The organism is Streptomyces krungchingensis (assembly GCF_054729265.1).
Map to the genome: position 1 here is coordinate 246,609 of NZ_JBPUKY010000002.1, position 17,255 is coordinate 263,863.

Below are 17,255 nucleotides of genomic sequence, written 5' to 3' on the forward strand. Positions count from 1 at the left end.
CCGCGGCTCCCGTGACGTCCGATGGGCGGCGGCCTCGTGACGGACGCCCACGTCCCTTCCGTACGGGATCCCCCGCCGGCGGAGTGATCCGCGTCACGTGCTGTCACAGCGGTCGACCGCGCGGTGTCTTGAGGGCGCACCCATGGAAACGGCCGGCCCGTGCGGAGCGCCGGACACCGGACACGAAGGAGCACCTCATGAACCTCGCGCTGTGGATCGCCACCGGACTGCTCGCCGTCGTCGCCCTGGCCGGCGGCATCACCAAGGTGTTCGTGCCCAAGGAAAGACTGGCCGAGGCGCCCGGCGGCGAATGGACTGCGGACGCCGGCGCCGGCTTCGTCCGGAGACTCGGATTCCTCGAACTCGCCGCCGCGGTCGGCCTGATACTCCCCGCCGTGGTCGACATCGCACCGGTTCTGGTGCCCGTGACGGCAGTCTGCTGGGTCCTGCTGATGATCGGCGCGATGATGACGCACTTCCGCCACGGCGGCCTCGACAGGTTCGTCGCCCTGAACACGGCCTACCTCGCCCTCGCGGCCTTCATCGCGTGGGGGCGCTTCGGCCCCGAGTCCTTCACCGCCTGACCGGCAGATCCATCGACCCCACCCTCGGAGTGATCCGCGTCACGGGCTGTCACAGCGGCCGACCGCGCGGTGTCTTGAGGCCGGACCCCTGAGACCAAGGAGAGACGATGAACGAGAACACCGAAGTGGTCGTGATCGGCGGAGGCTACGCCGGTGTCATGGCCGCCAATCGCCTGACACGGCGCGCGGACGTGACGGTGACCCTGATCAACCCGCGCCCCGCCTTCGTCGAGCGCATCCGCCTGCACCAGCTCGTGGCCGGATCCGACGACGCCGTCGTCGAGTACACGAAGGTGCTGGGCAAGGGTGTCCGGCTCGTGGTCGACACCGTGGCACGCATCGACGCGGCCGGGCGCAGCGTGGCGCTGGCGACCGGTGGCACGGTCCACTACGACTACCTCGTCTACGCGGTGGGCAGCGGCAGCGCCGCCCCGCGCGTACCCGGAGCGGCCGAGCACGCCTACCCGCTCGGCGGTCTCGAAGAGGCGGAACGGCTGCGGTCGGTCCTCGCCGCGGCGCCCGCGACGGCCGCGGTGACCGTGGTCGGCGCCGGCCCCAGCGGCATCGAGACCGCCGCCGAGCTGGCCGAGGAGGGGCGCGCCGTGACCCTCGTGTGCGGCGGGGCGCTCGGCCCCTACCTGCACCCGCGCGGGCGACGCTCGGTCGCCGGGCGGCTCGCCCGACTCGGTGTGACCGTGCTCGACGGTCCCGGTACGAAGGTGACGGGCGTGACCCACGACGTCGTGCGGCTCGCCGACGGCCGCGAACTGCCGAGCGACGTCACCGTCTGGACCGTCGGGTTCGGCGTTCCGGACCTGGCCGCGCGCAGCGGGCTGAGCACCGATGCCGCGGGCCGCCTGCTCACGGACGAGACGCTGACGAGCGTGGACGACGAGCGGATCGTCGCGGGCGGGGACTCGGCGGCCCCGTCGGACCTGCCGTTCCGGATGAGCTGCCAGGCCGCGGGCCCCTTGGGCGCGCACGCCGCCGACACCGTGCTCCACCGGATCGCGGGCGAGCGCCCCGAACCCATCGCGCTCGGCTTCGTCGGCCAGTGCATCAGCCTGGGACGTCGAGGCGGCATCTTCCAGTTCGCCCACCGGAACGACACCGCGATGCGGGTCCACGTCGGCGGACGCGCCGGTGCGAAGCTCAAGCAGCTCGTGTGCTGGGGCACCGTCAAGCAGCTGGTCGACGAGGCGCACAAGCCCGGTTCGCTCAGCTGGGCCTGGGCCAAGGACGACACGCGCGAGCAGGCGCTGCGGGCGCTTCGCGACGAGACTCCGGTCGCCCGCTGAACGGGCGACGCCCGGCGGCCGTCGACGGGGGCTCCTGGCCACCGTCTCCACGAACTCCCGTAGTGGGGCGGCGTTTTCATGGTGGGCGCCGCCGCAGGACCGGTCGCGAGCCCGGCCGCACACGCGAGGACGGACGGATCACAGGGAACGGGTGGCCGGAGGCGCGGCCGCCCGTACTGTGGGTGCACTCTTGAAGATCATCGGCCACCAGTGCCGGCAGCGAAGGAGAAGAGTCGAGACATGAGCGACCAGGCCACCGACCCGGCGACCGAGGCGTTCGTCGCCCACCGCAACCTGCTCTTCACCGTCGCGTACGAGATGCTCGGGTCGGCGGCCGACGCCGAGGACGTCCTCCAGGAGACCTGGATGCGGTGGGTCAAGGTCGACCTGGCGGAGGTGCGCGACCAACGCGCCTACCTGGTCCGCGTCACGACCCGGCAGGCGCTCAACCGGCTGCGCACGATGACGCGCCGCAAGGAGGCCTACGTCGGCCCGTGGCTGCCCGAACCGGTGCTCACCGCACCGGACGTGGCCGAGGACGTGGAGCTCGCCGAGAGCGTGTCGATGGCGATGATGCTCGTCCTGGAGACCCTGTCGCCCACGGAGCGCGCCGTGTTCGTGCTGCGCGAGGCCTTCGACGTCAGCTACGACGAGATCGCGGCCGCGGTAGACAAGAGCCCGACCGCCGTCCGTCAGATCGCGCACCGCGCCCGCCGGCACGTCGAGGCCCGCCGACCGCGCGAGGTGGTCTCCGCGAGTGAGACCCGGGCGGTTCTGGAGTCGTTCCAACGTGCCCTCGACACCGGTGAGTTGCAGGGACTGCTCGACGTCCTCGCCCCCGATGTCGTCCTGCTGAGCGACGGCGGCGGAGTCAAGCAGGCCGCGGTGCGACCGGTCGTCGGCTCCAGCAAGGTCGCCCGCTTCATCATCGGCGGAGCCGGCAAGGCCGAGGCCGAGATCACCAGTGTCACGACCGTCTTCAACGGCAACCCGGCCCTCGTCCTCCACCTGGACGGCGAGATGGACGGGGTCATGACGGTCCGTGTCGAGGACGCCCGCGTCACCGGCATCTACTACGTCCGCAACCCGGAGAAGCTGACCCGCGTCGCCTCCGAGACCCGGCTCACCCGGCGCTGACCACCGTCGCCGCAACGGGCCCCGGTGTCCGGCACCGCTGATCGCGGCTTCGAGGAGACCCCTCGATCAGCGGTGCCGAGGACCCCGGCGGACGTGAGCACGACGTGGTCCTCACTCGGTGTGCTGCTCCACCGAGGGCCATGCGCCGTCGGCGAACTGCCGCCCCCAGTAGTAGGGGTTCACCTCCGCGAGGGTCCGTGCCGTCCAGGCGGCCGGATCGTCCTCCCGCGGGACCGCGACCTCCACGGCCGGCCCCCACAGCGCAAGTCGCTCCTGGCAGACACCACATGGCGGGAGGATCAGCACCCTGTCCCGCTCCAGATCCCGGCTCACACAGACCGAGGCGACGACGGCACGGTCCTGTGTGTACGCCTGGATGAAGGCGCCCGTCTCCTGGCAGAGGGCCACCGAAGCGTGCAGGTTGTCGAGTCCGACACTGGTCAGGATGCCGCCGTCGGCCAGCCGTACGGCCGCCGCACCGCCCGGCTCGCCCGACGGCCGGCGCCGGTCCATGAGGTCGACGGCGGCGTCCACGAGTTCTTGATCAAGGCCCATGGGCCGGAGTCTGGCACATCCCTTGTCGGCCACCGGAGTTGAGAACCCGTGCTCAGCTCACCGCGGCCCCGGCGCGGGGCCGTGTGCGAGGCTTGACGCATGCGCTACATCATCATCGGGGCCGGAGCCGTGGGCGGTGCGCTGGGCGGCCGGCTGGCCGAGGCAGGGCACGAGGTGGTCCTCGTGGCGCGGGGAGCGCACCACGAGGCCCTGCGCGACCACGGTTTGCGGCTCACGACCGCGGAGGGGCCGCACACCCACCGACTGCCCGTCGTCAGGCATCCCGAAGAGCTCGGGCACCTGCGCGAGGACGACGTCCTGATGCTCGCCGTGAAGACGCAGGACAGCACCGCCGCCCTGGACGCCTGGGCTCCGCGGCCGGTGGCGGGCGGAGGCACGGCAGGCGAGAGGCTGCCGCTGGTGTGCGCCCAGAACGGCGTCGAGAGCGAACGCCTCGCGCTGCGCCGCTTCCGCCGTGTCTACGGGATGTGTGTCTGGCTGCCGGCGACCCACGTCGAGCCGGGGTCGGTCACGGCGGTGTCCGCCCCGGTCACCGGTGTCCTGCACCTGGGGCGCTTCCCCTCCGGCAGGGACGAGACCGTGCGGAGCATCTCGGCGGCCCTGGAGAAGTCGCACTTCGACGCACCCGTCGTCGACGACGTCATGCGGTGGAAGTACGGCAAACTCCTCGGCAATCTCGCGAACGCGGTCGAGGCCCTCACGGGCCCGGTGACCGGGGAGGAGGCCCGCGCCGTGTGCCGCGCGGCCCGGGCGGAGGGCCGTACGGTCCTGGCCGCCGCGGGCGTGGAGACCGTGACCGACGCGGAGGCGGCCGAGGTGCGGTCCAGGCTCCGCTTCGAGCCCGCGGACGCTTCCCCGCGCGGCGGGTCCTCATGGCAGTCGCTGAGCCGCGGGACGGGCACCATCGAGGCCGACTTCCTGAACGGCGAGATCGTCCTGCTCGGCCGCCTGCACGGCACTCCCACCCCGGTGAACGAGGTGCTCCAGCGGGCCGCGGACACCTTCGCCCGGGAGCGCCGCGCGGCCGGCTCGATGACGGTGGCCGAGCTGACCGGCCTGGTGGAGGCGGCGCGGCACTGAGCGCGCCGAAGCGCGTCCGGCACACAGTGACCGCGCGTCGGGCGGGATCCGCCGGGGTACTCGGCACACATCTGCATCGGGCGCGGGCCGCCGTGCCCGGTCGGCCTCACCTTTCGGTGCGCTGCGTCGTCGGACCGGTGAGGGCAGATGCGACCAAGGGAGCTGACCGCACCATGAGCACCCCGTCCGAGCCAGGAGACGGCCGGGCCGACCCGAGCCTGGACGCGATCATGAGCGAGCGGCGCCGGCTGATCAATCTGGCGTACCGGATGCTCGGCTCGCTGGCCGAGGCCGAAGACGTCGTACAGGAGACGTACGCACGCTGGTACGCCCTGCCCCAGCGGCAGCGGGACGCCATCGAGTCGGTCGGCGGCTGGCTGACGACGGTCGCCAGCCGCATCTGCCTGGACGTGCTCGGCTCCGCGCGGGCGCGCCGCGAGCGCTACGTGGGCGAATGGATCCCCGAGCCGCTGCCGGCACGCACTGAGTGGACGGTCGGGCCGTCGGGCGGCACGACGGCCGACCCGGCGGACCGGGTCACCCTCGACGAGTCGGTCACCATGGCCTTCCTCGTCGTGCTCGAATCGATGACCCCGGCCGAGCGCGTCGCGTTCGTCCTGCACGACGTCTTCCGCTACTCCTTCGCCGAAGTGGCCGAGATCGTGGGCCGTACTCCGGTGGCCTGCCGGCAGCTGGCCTCCTCGGCCCGCCGCCGCGTCCGCGCCTCGCACACTCCCGCGGGACCGGCCACCGAGCACGCCGCCCTCGTCAGGGGCTTCAAACAGGCATGGGAGGCGAAGGACATCAAGGCCCTCGTCACCCTCCTCGACCCGGACGCCACGACCGTCGCCGACGGCGGCGGCCTGGCGAGCGCGAGGCTCCAGCCGATCGACGGCGGCGATCGGATCGCCCGCTACCTGGTCGACCTCCTGGCCAGGACACCTGCCCTGACGTTCCTGGAACGCACCGTCAACGGCCGGCCCGGCCTGGTGGCCCAGTACGACGGCGTCACCGTCGCGGTGTACGCCTTCGAGGTCGTCGGCGACCGGATCAAGCACATCTGGGTGGTACGCAACCCCGAGAAGCTCCGTCCGTGGACGGCGGAGGGGCGGGGACGGGACACGTCGACCGGTGACGAGTGACCACTGACCACTGCCGGGGTGACAACGGCCGGCCGGCAGTCCGCCCACCGTATGAAGGCCGTCCGGCCGGCCGCCGAGTCCCGACGGCCGGCCGGACGGCGCGCGACGTGTGAGGTCCGGGCCGTGGGACGGAAGGTCAGCCCATGTGCGGGGCCGGCTCCCTGCCGGCTTCGCCGACGGTGGCCGGCCGGGGTGCGTTCATCAGGACCGCGATGACGAGGGCCGCCGCGACGAGGATGACGGTGGCCACCGAGTAGGCCGTCGAGAATCCCTCGACCAGCGCGTCCCGCAGGACGTCCGGAGTGTGCCGACGGCCCGCGAGGTAGTCCGAACTCGCCTCGATGGCGATGGTGTTGAGCAGCGCCGTGCCGATGGACGCACCGATCTGCTGGGACGTGTTCGCCATGGCGGAGGCGACACCGGAGTCCTCCGGACGCACACCGTGCGTCGCGTAGTTCATCGCCGGGGCCATCACCAGGCCCATGCCGAGGCCGACGATGATCTCGGCGGGCAGAACGCCGGTCGCGTAGGAGGTGTCGGCCTCCAGGGGAATGAGCCAACCGGTGCCCACGGCGGCGAGCAGCAGCCCCGGGACGACCAGGGCGCGTGGCGGGACACGGGGGAGCAGCCGGGAGGCGATGCCGCCCGCGGACACCAGGACGCCCGCGGTGAGCGGAAGGAACGCGACGCCGGTCACGACCGCGGAGTAGTCCTTGACGACCTGCATGTAGTAGGTGAGGAAGAGGAACATCCCGAACATGCCGATCACGGCCAGCGCGACCGCCAGATAGGCACTGGCCCGGGTCCGGTCCGTGACCACCCGCAGCGGCAGCAGCGGACGAGGGGAACGGGCCTCGAAGAGGACGAAGCCCACGAGGAGGCAGACACCGGAGGTCAGTAGTGCCATGACGAGGGGGGAGTCCCACCCGTCGGACTCCGCCTTGCTGCACCCGTACACGACGGCGACGAGGCCCGAGGTGGCGAGCAGGGCACCGGGAAGGTCGAGCCGCGTCCGTGCGGTGGCGCGCCGGTCCGTGGGGAGCACGGACCAGCCGCAGGCGGCGATCACGGCGATGGGCACGTTCACGTACAGGCACCAGCGCCAGTCGAGGTACTCGGTGAGCAGACCGCCGAGCAGGAGCCCGATGGCGCTGCCGCCCGCCGCGATCGCACCGTAGACGCCGAAGGCCTTGGCGCGCTCACGGCTCTCGGTGAAGCTGACGCTGAGCAGGGACAGCGCGGCCGGAGCGAGCAGTGCCGCGAAGGCCCCCTGCAGTGCTCGGGCGGCCAGCAGCAGGGTGAAGCCGGTGGCGGCACCGCCCAGGGCGGAGGCGCAGGCGAAGCCGATCAGGCCGATGAGGAAGGCGCGTTTGCGTCCGGTGTAGTCGGCGATCCGGCCTCCCAGCAGGAGCAGGCTGCCGAAGGCGAGGGTGTAGGCGGTGATGACCCACTGGCGGTCGCCCGCGGAGATGCCGAGGTCCTGCTGGGCGGACGGCAGGGCGATGTTCACGACGGTGATGTCCAGGACGATCATCAATTGGGCCAGACCGATGAACACCAGGCCCAGCCAACGCCGAGGGTTGTCCCTGGGAGTCGGCTCCGGGGTGCGTGCCTCGACGGGTCGGGGGGCGGAAGACATGACGAACTCACCTTCGAATACAGGGAAAGGGTGTGCCAGGGGGCGGCAGGGGGTCAGGCGGCGCGCGTCGCCTTGCGCGCCGCCGAGGACGCCGCGCCCGCCATGCGGGCCCGGATGCGGCGGAACCACGCGGAACCGATCGCGGGTCCGGGAAGACCGCCATGGCGTGGCGAGGCCCCGGGGGACCGCAGACCGTCGAGATAGATCTCCAGCTGGCGGTGGGCGAGCGCGGCGTCCTCCGCGACCGCCCGGCCGGGCAGGGGACGGGTCAGCCGTACGACCATGAAGATGACGTCACCGGGCAGGACGTCGGCCCGCACCTCGTCGGCCGCCTGGGCCGCCTGAAGCAGCTCGGAGACGTGGACGAGGGCATCTCCGGAGCGCTCGATGATGTCCTCGACGTCGATCCGGTCGAGCAGCGACGGCATGATCGCGCCCACCTTCAGCTCCAGAGCCGCGTGCATGAACACACGCAGGGCCCCGAACGCGTCGGGCTGCTCCTCGGCGGCCGAGCGGACCGCCGTGTGCAGACTCCGCAAGGTGTCCGTCGCGACGGCCATGACCAGGTCCTCGCGGCTGGGAAAGCGCCGGTAGAGGGTGGCGATCCCGACGCCCGCACGGCGAGCGATCTTCTCCAGCGGCGCGTCAGGGCCCTCGTGCACGAAGATCAGCCGTGCCGCCTGAATGATCTTGTCCCGGTTGAGCTGGGCGTCGACGCGCACCGCCTGCCCACCTCCTCGCCCCTTGTCGCAGGCGGAGGAATTTCCTCCGCCTGCGGTCCAGAATATTCGGCGACTGATGAATATCCAGTCGTGGCGGGCAAGTGAGAGGAGAAAGCGCCGGGGGCCTCCGCATCGCCCGCGTTTGCGCCGCGGATCGGCGGTTCGCCATCGTCGGGGCCCGCCCGTCCGTCGAGTGCCGCGCACCGTCCGGCGGGTGCCGCGCACCGTCCGCCGGGTGCCGCGCACCGCCTGACGGTGTCCGTCGGCGGGCGATGATGTGCGTCGGCCTGCCGTCGATACGTTCGGCGGCGCACCCGGGGCCGAGCCCGTCCGGGTGGCCCGTCCGCGTGGTCCGTCCGGCGCGACTCGGCCGGCTGCTTCGCCGGTGGGAGCCCTCAGGCCTGCAACTACGGCTTCGCGAGCAGCAGTTGTGGTCTGCGCTACAACCATCCGGCACCTCGGGCCGTCTGACTTGATGACCGATACGCGAGGACAGTGCTCTTCACAGGGTTAGGCGATGTTTCGCGGTGGTTTGCCCTGCCCTGTTCGCTGTCCGGCGTGCCCCATCGGCACCCGTGAAGTCACACACCCAGAGCAAGGGGGAGCTTTCTCATGCGCGCTCGCAGAATCCTGGTCGTGGCGGCGGCGTCGGCCGCCGCTCTGATCCCCGCGGCCTCGGCCGTCGCCGGTACGGGCCCGGCCCCGTCGCCCGGCAAGCAGAGCCTGACCGCCCGTTCCGCCGCCCCGTCCGAGGCCGGCAACCCGCTCAGCGTCAAGGCACAGGCCGCCGGCGTGTGTTCCGACGCGTACCAGATCGGTGCCACCGCCTACATCAACCGCGCGGGAGCCCACGTCGCCTCCGTCAAGCAGTTCTACTCGCCCACCTGCAAGCGCAACTACGGCTACGTGTGGGTGTGGCAGAGCTTCCGCGACAAGATCAAGGACTACGACGTCAGCACCGGCGTCTACAGCTACTCGCGCGACCAGGTCGTCGGCCAGGACTGGTGGAACGCCACCAACCAGCAGGAGTTCTGGTCCTACCCCGCCGCCACGGTGAGCGAGTGCACTTCGGCGATCGGCACCCTGCGCGCCCCTGGCGACCCGGTGGCCGGGCAGGCCTCGACGTCCAAGCGCTGCTGAACGTGACACCCCCGGGCCCGGCCGACGCGCGACGGCCGGGCCCGGGGGCCGTTGTCCGGCGCGTTCTTCCGGTGGAGATCGCCACCGTTGCGGGACTCCGGCACGTCCACCAGAATGCGGGCATGACGGGTGCACTCGGACCGGGCGACGACTCTGCGGGGCATCACACGACCCCCGAACTGCGCGCATCCGACCGGGAGCGTGACCAGGTCGTGGAGATCCTTCAGATCGCCGCGGGCGACGGGCGGATCACCGCCACCGAACTGGACGAGCGCCTGGACGCCGCGTTGGCGGCCCGCACCACCGGCGACCTGGCCCGGCTGACCGCCGACCTGCCCTCGGAAGGCATGCCGCCGCAGCCCGGAGAGCTGGTCCGGATCGACCAGCGTTTCGGCGACGTCACCCGCACCGGCCGCTGGCTGGTGCCGCGCCGCATGGAGGTCCGCCTCATGTTCGGCGACGCGAAGCTCGACTTCACCCATGCCGTGATCACCCACAGAACCCTGGACATCGATGTCGACCTGCGCATCGGTGGAAACCTGACGCTGGTGACCGGGCCGGGGATCGAAGTCGACGCCGACGGCCTGGAACGCGGCAGCGGCGACGTCAAGATCCGGTCCGCGTCCGGCCACGACACTCCCGTGGGCCTGCGGGTGCGACTGACAGGACGGTCCCGCGGCGGAGACATCGTCGCCCGGCCGCGGCGACGGACGCTCTCCGAGTGGCTGCGTCGCCGGCCGCCGGGCAGTACCGGCCGCTGATCGCCCCGGCGGCGTGTCGACGCGGGTCCGCTCGTATCCGCGACCGACGGTCAGACCTGCAGCAGGTCGCGGACATGCCCGAGGACGGAGAACCAGCAGCAGTCGGGATTCTCCATCACACCGGGTTCGGCGTCCCGCATCAGACGGAGCAGCCGCTCGGCGGCTCCCTCCGGATCGACCTCGACGGTGTCGGACTCGGGGTCGTACTGAGGGCGCTCCCGTTCCAACGCCAGGAGGAAGAAGGCCAGTTCGTCGACCCCGCTGTTGAGCCGGTGCGGGGACCCGTTCTCCGGGATGCAGTGGACGACCCCCGTGACGGTGTCGACGGCGACGTCGTCGAGGGCGATGCCGCCCAGGGCGAGCCAGGAGGACATGTCCGACGTGCAACTGGGGTAGCGGCGCGCGACGTTCCGCCATGCCTCACCGCCGACACGTATGTCCCCTTCCTCCAGACGGCGGTCCATCTGGAACCAGCCCATCCACGAGGGCAGGCCGACATCGCGCAGGAACGCACGGGTGGGCTCATGACCGACGGGCGTGAGTGCCGACTCGTCCAGAGTCACCAACTCCCCGGACCCGTACACCGACTCCATCGCCTCGCGGCCGACCAGGGGACTCATGGGCAGCCACCCTTTCACGTGCCGTCCCACCGCGACAGACCCAGCACGCGGTCCGGGAGACCGAGCCCCGGTGGTGTGCGCCGAGTTCACTTCCGTTCGTCGTCCTGGTGCCGCTGCGCGCGGAGGGTCTCCAGAAGCCGGAGCCAGATCTCGCTGACGGTCGGATAGCTCGGTACGACATGCCACAGGGTGGAGAGCGGAATCCGGCCCACGATCGCCGTGGTCGCCGAGTGCACCAGCTCGGCGATGCCCGTACCGACAAACGTGGCCCCCAACACCACGTCGTCGGCGCGGTCGACGACCAGTTTGGCGCGGCCCCGGTAGTCCGGGCGCAGGACGTAGGTTCCGGCGAGGGCGGCAAGGTCGTACTCCACGATCTCCACGTCCTTGCCGGCGTCGCGCGCCTGCTGTTCGGTCATTCCGGCGCTGCCCACCTCGGGATCGGTGAAGACGACCTGCGGCAGCCCGACGTGTCCGGCGGCCGACGAGGGCAGTTCCGCGGAGGACCCGCGTGCGCGCGCGGCGATGGCCTCACCCGCGATACGGGCCTGGTACTTGCCCATGTGCGTCAGCAGCGCACGGCCGCACACGTCGCCGATGGCGTACAGCCAGTTCCCGCTCACACCCTCGACGCACTGCTGGTCGTCGACACCGATGTATCCGCCGGGACGCAGTCCGACGGTCTCCAGCCCGATGTCGTCGGTGTTCGGGATCCGGCCGGTCGCCACGACGATCTCGTCGGCGACCACGGTCGTCCCGTCGTCCAGCGTCACGCTGACTTCTCCGCCGTGCACGTGCCCGTGCCCCGTGTCACGGGGGTCGGCGCGCTTGACCTGGGCCAGGTTGTGTTCCGGGTACAGCCGCACACCGCTGTCCCGCAACGTCTGGGCGACCAGTGTTCCCGCGAAGGGTTCCTGACGGGCCAGCAGGTGTGTGTCGCGGTACACGAGCGACACCTCGTCGACCCCGAGTCCGCGCAGCCAGGTGGCCGCCTCGCAGGCGACGACGCCTCCGCCCAGGATGACCACGCGACGGGGTACTTCCTCCATCGAGGTCACGTCCCGCGACGTCCAGGGAAGGGCGGCCCGCAATCCCGGCACGTCCGGAACGGACGGACGGGACCCGGTGTCGACGACCACGGCGTGCTCGGCCGTCACGGTCCGGGTCGAACCGTCGGGGTGAGTCACGACGAGGGTCCGTTCACCGGTCAGCCGTCCGTAACCGCGCACGACGTCGATACCGGTGCTCAGCGCCCAGGAGATCTGCGAGGTGTCGTCGCGATGGTTGACCACACGGTCCCGCAGAGCGAGTACTTCGGCGGCCTCCAGTCCGGCCGACACTCCCGGCAGATGCGCGGCCGCGTCCACCACTTCGACCGGCCGCAGGAGCGCCTTGCTGGGCATGCAGGCCCAGTAGGAGCATTCGCCCCCGACCAGGCTGTCCTCCACGAGGACCGACGACAGGCCGGAGAACTGGCTCGCGTACTGCGCCGCGTTCTCGCCGGCCGCGGCGCCACCGAGAACGACGACGTCCCACGCGGAACGGTCCGGGTCCACACTGGCGGTCATCCGTGAGTCTCCCATCGCTGGTGTGCGGGGGCCCGTGCCCGGCGTTCACCCGCCGGAACCGTCCGCGGCCGCACCGCCCGGCCCGTGATGCGGGGAAGGCGCGCGGAACCGACCGGCTCCGAAGGGGCGGGACTCCACAGCCGTCGCGTATCCGCTCTCGCACTCGGGCGGCGGAGATGTCGCGGCGGAAAGACGTCTTCACGATACTGCTGCAGCACATGGGCGGCACCCAGAGCCCTTTCGCCGCTCACCGCGGGGCGCCCGCTCTCGCACATGGCTGGGCTGCCGCGCACTGGCCGGGCGCCGCGGGATCGCGGACTGGCGGTCACGGATGGTCCTCGTGCGGTCGCGGTGCGTCACATCGCGCGTCGGTGCGCGGAACACGGGTGGGTGTCCGCGGCCTCACGGCCGGGCAAGGAATTGCTGAGGGCCCGAATGCGCTGATGAAGCCGAGAGGCCAGGGGCCGTCGGCGGTGTACGAGCCGAGCGGCCCCGGTGATGGGTACGACAGATATTGGAGGGGCCGAAATGGCAGCGCAGACGCAGAGGGCCGTGCTGGCGGGAGGCTGTTTCTGGGGGATGCAGGACCTGATCCGCCGGCACCCGGGCGTCACGGCGACCCGGGTCGGATACACCGGGGGTGACGTGCCCAACGCGACGTACCGCAACCACGGCACGCACGCGGAGGCCATCGAGATCCTCTTCGACCCCGAGAAGACCGACTACCGTCAGATCCTGGAGCTCTTCTTCCAGATCCACGACCCGAGCACCAAGAACCGCCAGGGCAACGACATCGGTCTGAGCTACCGTTCGGCGATCTACTACGTGGACGACGAGCAGAAGCGGATCGCCGAGGACACCATCGCGGACGTGGACGCCTCCGGGCTGTGGCCCGGCAAGGTCGTCACCGAGGTGGAGCCGGTCGGCCCCTTCTGGGAGGCCGAGCCCGAGCACCAGGACTACCTGGAGCGGTACCCGGACGGATACACCTGCCACTTCCCGCGTCCGGGGTGGCGGCTGCCCGCCCGCGCGGAGGGCTGACCGCGCGAAAGCGGCCCAGCGGGCAGGAGTTCGGCCCTGCGGATACTCCGGCAGGGCCGGCTGATCCATGCGCACGGGGCTCCGGCCGGGCCCGACGCCCTCGTGTGCGCGCGGCCCCGGTAGGGGCGGACTCCTCCACGTCCACGTCGCCAGGCTCGTACGCCGGGCCTGGTGACGCGCTCGACGGCATGGCGTGGACATCAGCGTGGCGATACTTGACGCGTCAAGTATATTCGTGTCTACTTCTCTCGCGAGCATGTAGTTGAAGAAGAAATTACATGCCTCGGGACGGAGGAAGATCGCCATGAGCAAGACTGGAATCGCCCCTGTGGGACGCGGTGGAGCGACCGCTGTGAACGGGGCGCAAGCCGAAACCCCGGCGGACGCCGTGGTGTGGCCCTCGAAGCTCGACGACCCGGTGAACGGGCGCCACCGAGGGCGGGCGGCATCCGAGAGCCTGCCCGATTGCGGGCTTCCCGGGAACGGCAGGCACCGTCGCGCCGTCGTCGCTGCCGCGTAGCGGTGCGAGCGGTGCGAGCCACTTCCGGACACATCTCCCTGGCCGGCGGCGCGGGCGGTGTGCCGAACGCCACCCCTGTGCCGTCCCGGCCGTTCACGCCCGAGCCCCGAGTGGGAGAAGAGGTGCCCATGAGCACGGTCATGCTCGCCGGTGGTCCGAGACTCGTGCGTGCGGCGCTCTCCACCGTCGTGGGGCGGCTCTCCGGCTGTGAGGTCCTCGGAGAAGCCGGCGACGCCGACGAGCTGCTTCTACTCCTGGATGATCACGAACCTGACGTCGTCGTCCTCGACCGCTCGATCCACGGCCGCTACGACGAGTTCGCCCGACTCGTTCACTCGGTCGCCGCCAGAGCCCGCGTCGTGGTGTTCGGCGCGGAGGGCGGCCAGGACGTCGACGCGGCCCTGCGGGCGGGCGCGACGGGCCTCCTCGGCGCCCACGCCACCGCTCGGCAACTGGTCGATGCCGTGGAGACGGTCCTGGCCGGCGGTTTCACGGTCACCCTGGACAGCGCCCAGTCGGCCTGCCCGCCGAGGAACGGTGACGTACGCCCCGTCGTCGAGACGACGTTCACGCCCCGAGAACTGCAGGTGCTCCAGTTGCTGGCAGGGGGATACGACAGTGCGGCTCTCGCCGGCGCCCTCCGGCTCAGCCCCCTCACGGTCAAGACGCACATCAGCCGCATGCTGAGCAAGGTCGGTGCGCGTGACCGGGGTCAGCTGATCGCCTTCGCCTACGAGAGCGGCCTGGTCGAGCCCGGAACCGTGGTGATGCCGCCCCTGGCCGACGTGTCCCCTCTCAGGGTGGCGTCCTAGTCCGGCCCTCGAGGCGGCCGGCGTCTTGGTCCGGCGCGGGCGCGAGTGGACCCTCGGCGCGCGGTCCCGTGGTCGCCCCCGCAGGGGGATGTCCCACTCGGCTCCCCGCCCTGAACGCCAGGGCTCGGTTACGCTGAACAAGACGATCGGTCGTCTTGTATCGGTCCGGGCCGCTCGGAGCGTGCACCCACACTGGCTTCACTCATCACGTCACCTGTTTGACAGGTGACGAGCTCTTTGCCACCATCAGAGCCACCTGTTCGACAGGTGACGACTCGGGGGCGTAGGCCGTGCCGGTGCCGACACCGCATGCCGACCGCCGCGTCGGCGTCCCCGGCGTCGCGCGGTGGTCCGCCGAGATCCCCACAACGCCGAAGGACTGGTGAACATGGCAAAGCGGTCGAAGACCTCGACCGGAGGCACTCCCGTGGGGCGGCGGGCGATGCTGGGCATGATGGCTGCGGGCGGTGCGGGACTTGCCGCCGCTCCCTATCTGCAGAGCGGCTGGGAGAGAGTCCTGAGCGCTGCTTCGCAGGTCGACTCGACGGGGCTGTCGGGCCTGCTGCCGAATCCCGGTGGATTCCGGTACTACAGCGTCGTCGGTTCCGTGCCGCGCAAGGACGCGACCAACTACGAGTTGCGGATCGGCGGGCTGGTCGACCGGCCGAGGACCTACACGCTCCCGGACCTTCGCGCGCTCCCGCAGAAGCGGATCGTCCACGACGTGCTGTGCACCGACGGCTGGCGTGTGGACAGCACGCCCTTCTCGGGAGTGCGGCTCTGGGACCTCCTGGAAGCCGCCGGAGTCCACCCTGAGGGCAAGGCCGTTCGCTTCACGTGCTTCGACGGCGCGTACACCGAGAGTCTCACCCTGGAGCAGGCGCGACGCGACGACGTCCTGGTCGCCCTGGACATGCAGGACAAGCCGATGACCCATGAGCACGGCGGCCCTGTCCGCCTCTATGTGGCCCCCATGTATTTCTACAAGTCGGCCAAGTGGCTGTCCGGGGTCTCGGTCACCGACAAAGTTGTGCCCGGATACTGGGAGGAGCGCGGATATGCGGTCGACGGCTGGCTCGACGGAGCCGACCGACGCGGCGACGCGGCGTCCTGAACCGGCCGGCAGGGTCCAGCGGTTCACCGGTGCCGAGCGGCTCGTGCACCGTGCCACGGGATGGCTGATGCTGGTGTGCCTGGTGACTGCGGCGTGCCTGTATCTGGGGCCCGTCGCCCAGTTGGTCGGGCGGCGCTACCTCATGATCACCGTCCACAAATGGTCGGGCATCCTGCTGCCGGTTCCCTCGCTCCTCGGCCTGCTCTCACCCGCCTTCCGCGCCGACCTGCGTCGCCTCAACCGGTTCGCGCCCTACGACCGGCAGTGGCTGCGCGCGGCCCGGAGACGGCTCACGTCGCCGAGTGCGCGTCCGGCCGGCAAATTCAATGCCGGTCAGAAGATCTATGCGGGCTGGATCGCCGGTGCTGTCGTGGTGATGATGGCGACCGGCCTGTTGATGTGGTTCACGGGATGGCTCCCGTTCATTTCCCGCACCAGCGCGATTTTCGTGCACGACTGCCTGGCGTGGGGCATCACCTTTGTCCTGATCGCTCATATGAGGAAGGCGTATCAGGACCCGGAAGCCAGGCTGGGAATGCGCACCGGCCACGTCCGCCGCGAATGGGTGATGCGGCATCACTCCAAATGGCCGGGGGAGGAGAAGTAGCCCGATCGCAATGGGCGTTCGCTTCGGCGTTTCCGTAGGACCGCCCACCGTCACCCATTGCGTGCGACTGCTTCATGCGATGGCACCGCGACGGCACCGTCGAGCCGGTCCCTGCCTGCCTGCGTCGTCCGGGTGACGGGACGAGCAGTGCCGGCTCGGGGAAGCGGGCGGGGAAGTCGCCGCCTCGAGGTGTGTGCCGGAATTTCGGAGTGCCGATTGCGAAAGAACGACGACATTTCCCATTCAAGTTCCTTCGCTGTGCAAGTAAGCTGCGCGTCATGTCAGACGTCACACGGTCCCCGGAGGCGGTGGAGCCCCTCTCTCCGGACGAAGAGACCGTCATCCGGGCGCTCAGTCGCGTCATGTACAGCCTGCCCCGGGCCATGGACGCCGACATGGTCCGGGAGCAGCGGCTCTCTCTCATCGAGTACCTGACGATGATGCATCTCTCCGAGGCTCCGTACCGGCGCCTGAGGATGAGCGATCTTTCGGTCGCCTGCGAGATGTCCCTGAGCGGAATGACTCGCATCGTGAGCCGGATGGAGAACCAAGGGTTCGTCAGGCGGGTCAAGTGCGAGGAGGACGGCAGGGGCTGGAACGCGGCGCTCACGGACCTCGGTCTCGCCCGGTTGCAGGAGGCGTGGCCGACCAATCTCGCTTCCGTACGTCGCCACTTCCTCGACCACCTCAAGGGGATGGACCTCAAGACGCTCGGCGCCGCTCTTCAACGCATCGCCACCTGAGGCAGGTTCACCTTCCGCGCCGCGCCCGGACGCCGCACGCGGGCGTCAGGTGCCGGGAGGCGCTGCCCGGCCCACCGGGAACACGCCGTCGGCAACTGCCGGCGCGAATTTTTCAACGTGGACGGCATCGGAGTCCCCCGCAAGACCGTCC

The 17,255-nt window shown here is 70.8% G+C and carries 17 protein-coding genes; 12 read left to right on the top strand and 5 right to left on the bottom strand.

Going from position 1 to position 17,255, the window contains the following annotated elements; genetic code table 11:
* Nucleotides 1–197 precede the first annotated feature (197 nt).
* The 3 genes from ACSYGO_RS41750 (at nucleotide 198) to ACSYGO_RS41760 (ending at nucleotide 3,019) form a co-directional block, all read left to right on the top strand.
* On the top strand, nucleotides 198–584 hold the full coding sequence (locus ACSYGO_RS41750) for a DoxX family protein (protein ID WP_426676248.1): 387 nt from the start codon (nucleotides 198–200) through the stop codon (nucleotides 582–584).
* Between the two features lie 107 nt (nucleotides 585–691).
* Entirely contained in the window at nucleotides 692–1,882 is a 1,191-nt protein-coding gene (locus ACSYGO_RS41755; protein ID WP_426676247.1) for an NAD(P)/FAD-dependent oxidoreductase, read from the top strand.
* 240 nt (nucleotides 1,883–2,122) lie between these two features.
* Nucleotides 2,123–3,019, top strand: a complete 897-nt coding sequence (locus tag ACSYGO_RS41760) for an RNA polymerase sigma-70 factor (RefSeq protein WP_426676246.1) — start codon at nucleotides 2,123–2,125, stop codon at nucleotides 3,017–3,019.
* A 111-nt stretch (nucleotides 3,020–3,130) separates the two neighbouring features.
* Here ACSYGO_RS41760 and ACSYGO_RS41765 read toward each other — a convergent pair whose 3' ends face one another.
* Nucleotides 3,131–3,574 (bottom strand): cytidine deaminase, encoded by a 444-nt coding sequence (locus tag ACSYGO_RS41765; RefSeq protein ID WP_426676245.1) that lies wholly within the window; start codon nucleotides 3,572–3,574, stop codon nucleotides 3,131–3,133.
* A 99-nt stretch (nucleotides 3,575–3,673) separates the two neighbouring features.
* On the opposite strand from ACSYGO_RS41765, the gene ACSYGO_RS41770 reads away from it, so the two are divergent.
* Both ACSYGO_RS41770 and sigJ read left to right on the top strand, forming a co-directional pair.
* Nucleotides 3,674–4,675, top strand: a complete 1,002-nt coding sequence (locus ACSYGO_RS41770) for a ketopantoate reductase family protein (RefSeq protein ID WP_426676244.1) — start codon at nucleotides 3,674–3,676, stop codon at nucleotides 4,673–4,675.
* A gap of 173 nt (nucleotides 4,676–4,848) precedes the next feature.
* Complete coding sequence (gene sigJ, locus ACSYGO_RS41775; RefSeq protein ID WP_426676243.1) at nucleotides 4,849–5,817, top strand: RNA polymerase sigma factor SigJ; 969 nt, start codon at nucleotides 4,849–4,851, stop codon at nucleotides 5,815–5,817.
* 136 nt (nucleotides 5,818–5,953) lie between these two features.
* Here the strand turns inward: sigJ and ACSYGO_RS41780 are convergent, their stop codons facing one another.
* Both ACSYGO_RS41780 and ACSYGO_RS41785 read right to left on the bottom strand, forming a co-directional pair.
* The gene (locus ACSYGO_RS41780) at nucleotides 5,954–7,456 is read right to left on the bottom strand and encodes an MFS transporter (RefSeq protein ID WP_426676242.1); all 1,503 of its coding nucleotides are present in this window, start codon (nucleotides 7,454–7,456) and stop codon (nucleotides 5,954–5,956) included.
* 53 nt (nucleotides 7,457–7,509) lie between these two features.
* Entirely contained in the window at nucleotides 7,510–8,178 is a 669-nt protein-coding gene (locus tag ACSYGO_RS41785; protein WP_426676241.1) for a TetR/AcrR family transcriptional regulator, read from the bottom strand.
* A gap of 612 nt (nucleotides 8,179–8,790) precedes the next feature.
* Here ACSYGO_RS41785 and ACSYGO_RS41790 point away from each other — a divergent pair.
* Both ACSYGO_RS41790 and ACSYGO_RS41795 read left to right on the top strand, forming a co-directional pair.
* A complete protein-coding gene (locus tag ACSYGO_RS41790) occupies nucleotides 8,791–9,318 on the top strand; it encodes a hypothetical protein (protein ID WP_426676240.1) in 528 nt (175 codons plus the stop codon).
* 122 nt (nucleotides 9,319–9,440) lie between these two features.
* Nucleotides 9,441–10,079, top strand: a complete 639-nt coding sequence (locus ACSYGO_RS41795) for a DUF1707 SHOCT-like domain-containing protein (protein WP_426676239.1) — start codon at nucleotides 9,441–9,443, stop codon at nucleotides 10,077–10,079.
* Nucleotides 10,080–10,129: 50 nt separating this feature from the next.
* On the opposite strand, the gene ACSYGO_RS41800 is transcribed toward ACSYGO_RS41795, so the two are convergent.
* Together ACSYGO_RS41800 and ACSYGO_RS41805 are read right to left on the bottom strand one after the other, a co-directional pair.
* On the bottom strand, nucleotides 10,130–10,699 hold the full coding sequence (locus ACSYGO_RS41800) for an SUKH-4 family immunity protein (protein WP_426676238.1): 570 nt from the start codon (nucleotides 10,697–10,699) through the stop codon (nucleotides 10,130–10,132).
* Between the two features lie 86 nt (nucleotides 10,700–10,785).
* The gene (locus ACSYGO_RS41805; RefSeq protein WP_426676237.1) at nucleotides 10,786–12,267 is read right to left on the bottom strand and encodes a dihydrolipoyl dehydrogenase family protein; all 1,482 of its coding nucleotides are present in this window, start codon (nucleotides 12,265–12,267) and stop codon (nucleotides 10,786–10,788) included.
* 528 nt (nucleotides 12,268–12,795) lie between these two features.
* On the opposite strand from ACSYGO_RS41805, the gene msrA reads away from it, so the two are divergent.
* From msrA to ACSYGO_RS41830, 5 genes are all read left to right on the top strand, one after another.
* Entirely contained in the window at nucleotides 12,796–13,308 is a 513-nt protein-coding gene (gene msrA, locus ACSYGO_RS41810; RefSeq protein ID WP_426676236.1) for a peptide-methionine (S)-S-oxide reductase MsrA, read from the top strand.
* 648 nt (nucleotides 13,309–13,956) lie between these two features.
* Nucleotides 13,957–14,640 carry a helix-turn-helix transcriptional regulator gene (locus ACSYGO_RS41815; protein ID WP_426676235.1) on the top strand — a complete coding sequence of 228 codons (684 nt, stop codon included), beginning with the start codon at nucleotides 13,957–13,959 and terminating at the stop codon, nucleotides 14,638–14,640.
* A gap of 388 nt (nucleotides 14,641–15,028) precedes the next feature.
* The gene (locus tag ACSYGO_RS41820) at nucleotides 15,029–15,754 is read left to right on the top strand and encodes a molybdopterin-dependent oxidoreductase (RefSeq protein WP_426676234.1); all 726 of its coding nucleotides are present in this window, start codon (nucleotides 15,029–15,031) and stop codon (nucleotides 15,752–15,754) included.
* A complete protein-coding gene (locus ACSYGO_RS41825; RefSeq protein WP_426676233.1) occupies nucleotides 15,699–16,361 on the top strand; it encodes a cytochrome b/b6 domain-containing protein in 663 nt (220 codons plus the stop codon). Before ACSYGO_RS41820 ends, ACSYGO_RS41825 begins: the two co-directional genes overlap by 56 nt.
* Nucleotides 16,362–16,639: 278 nt before the next feature.
* Nucleotides 16,640–17,104 carry a MarR family winged helix-turn-helix transcriptional regulator gene (locus ACSYGO_RS41830; RefSeq protein WP_426676232.1) on the top strand — a complete coding sequence of 155 codons (465 nt, stop codon included), beginning with the start codon at nucleotides 16,640–16,642 and terminating at the stop codon, nucleotides 17,102–17,104.
* Nucleotides 17,105–17,255: the final 151 nt, after the last annotated feature.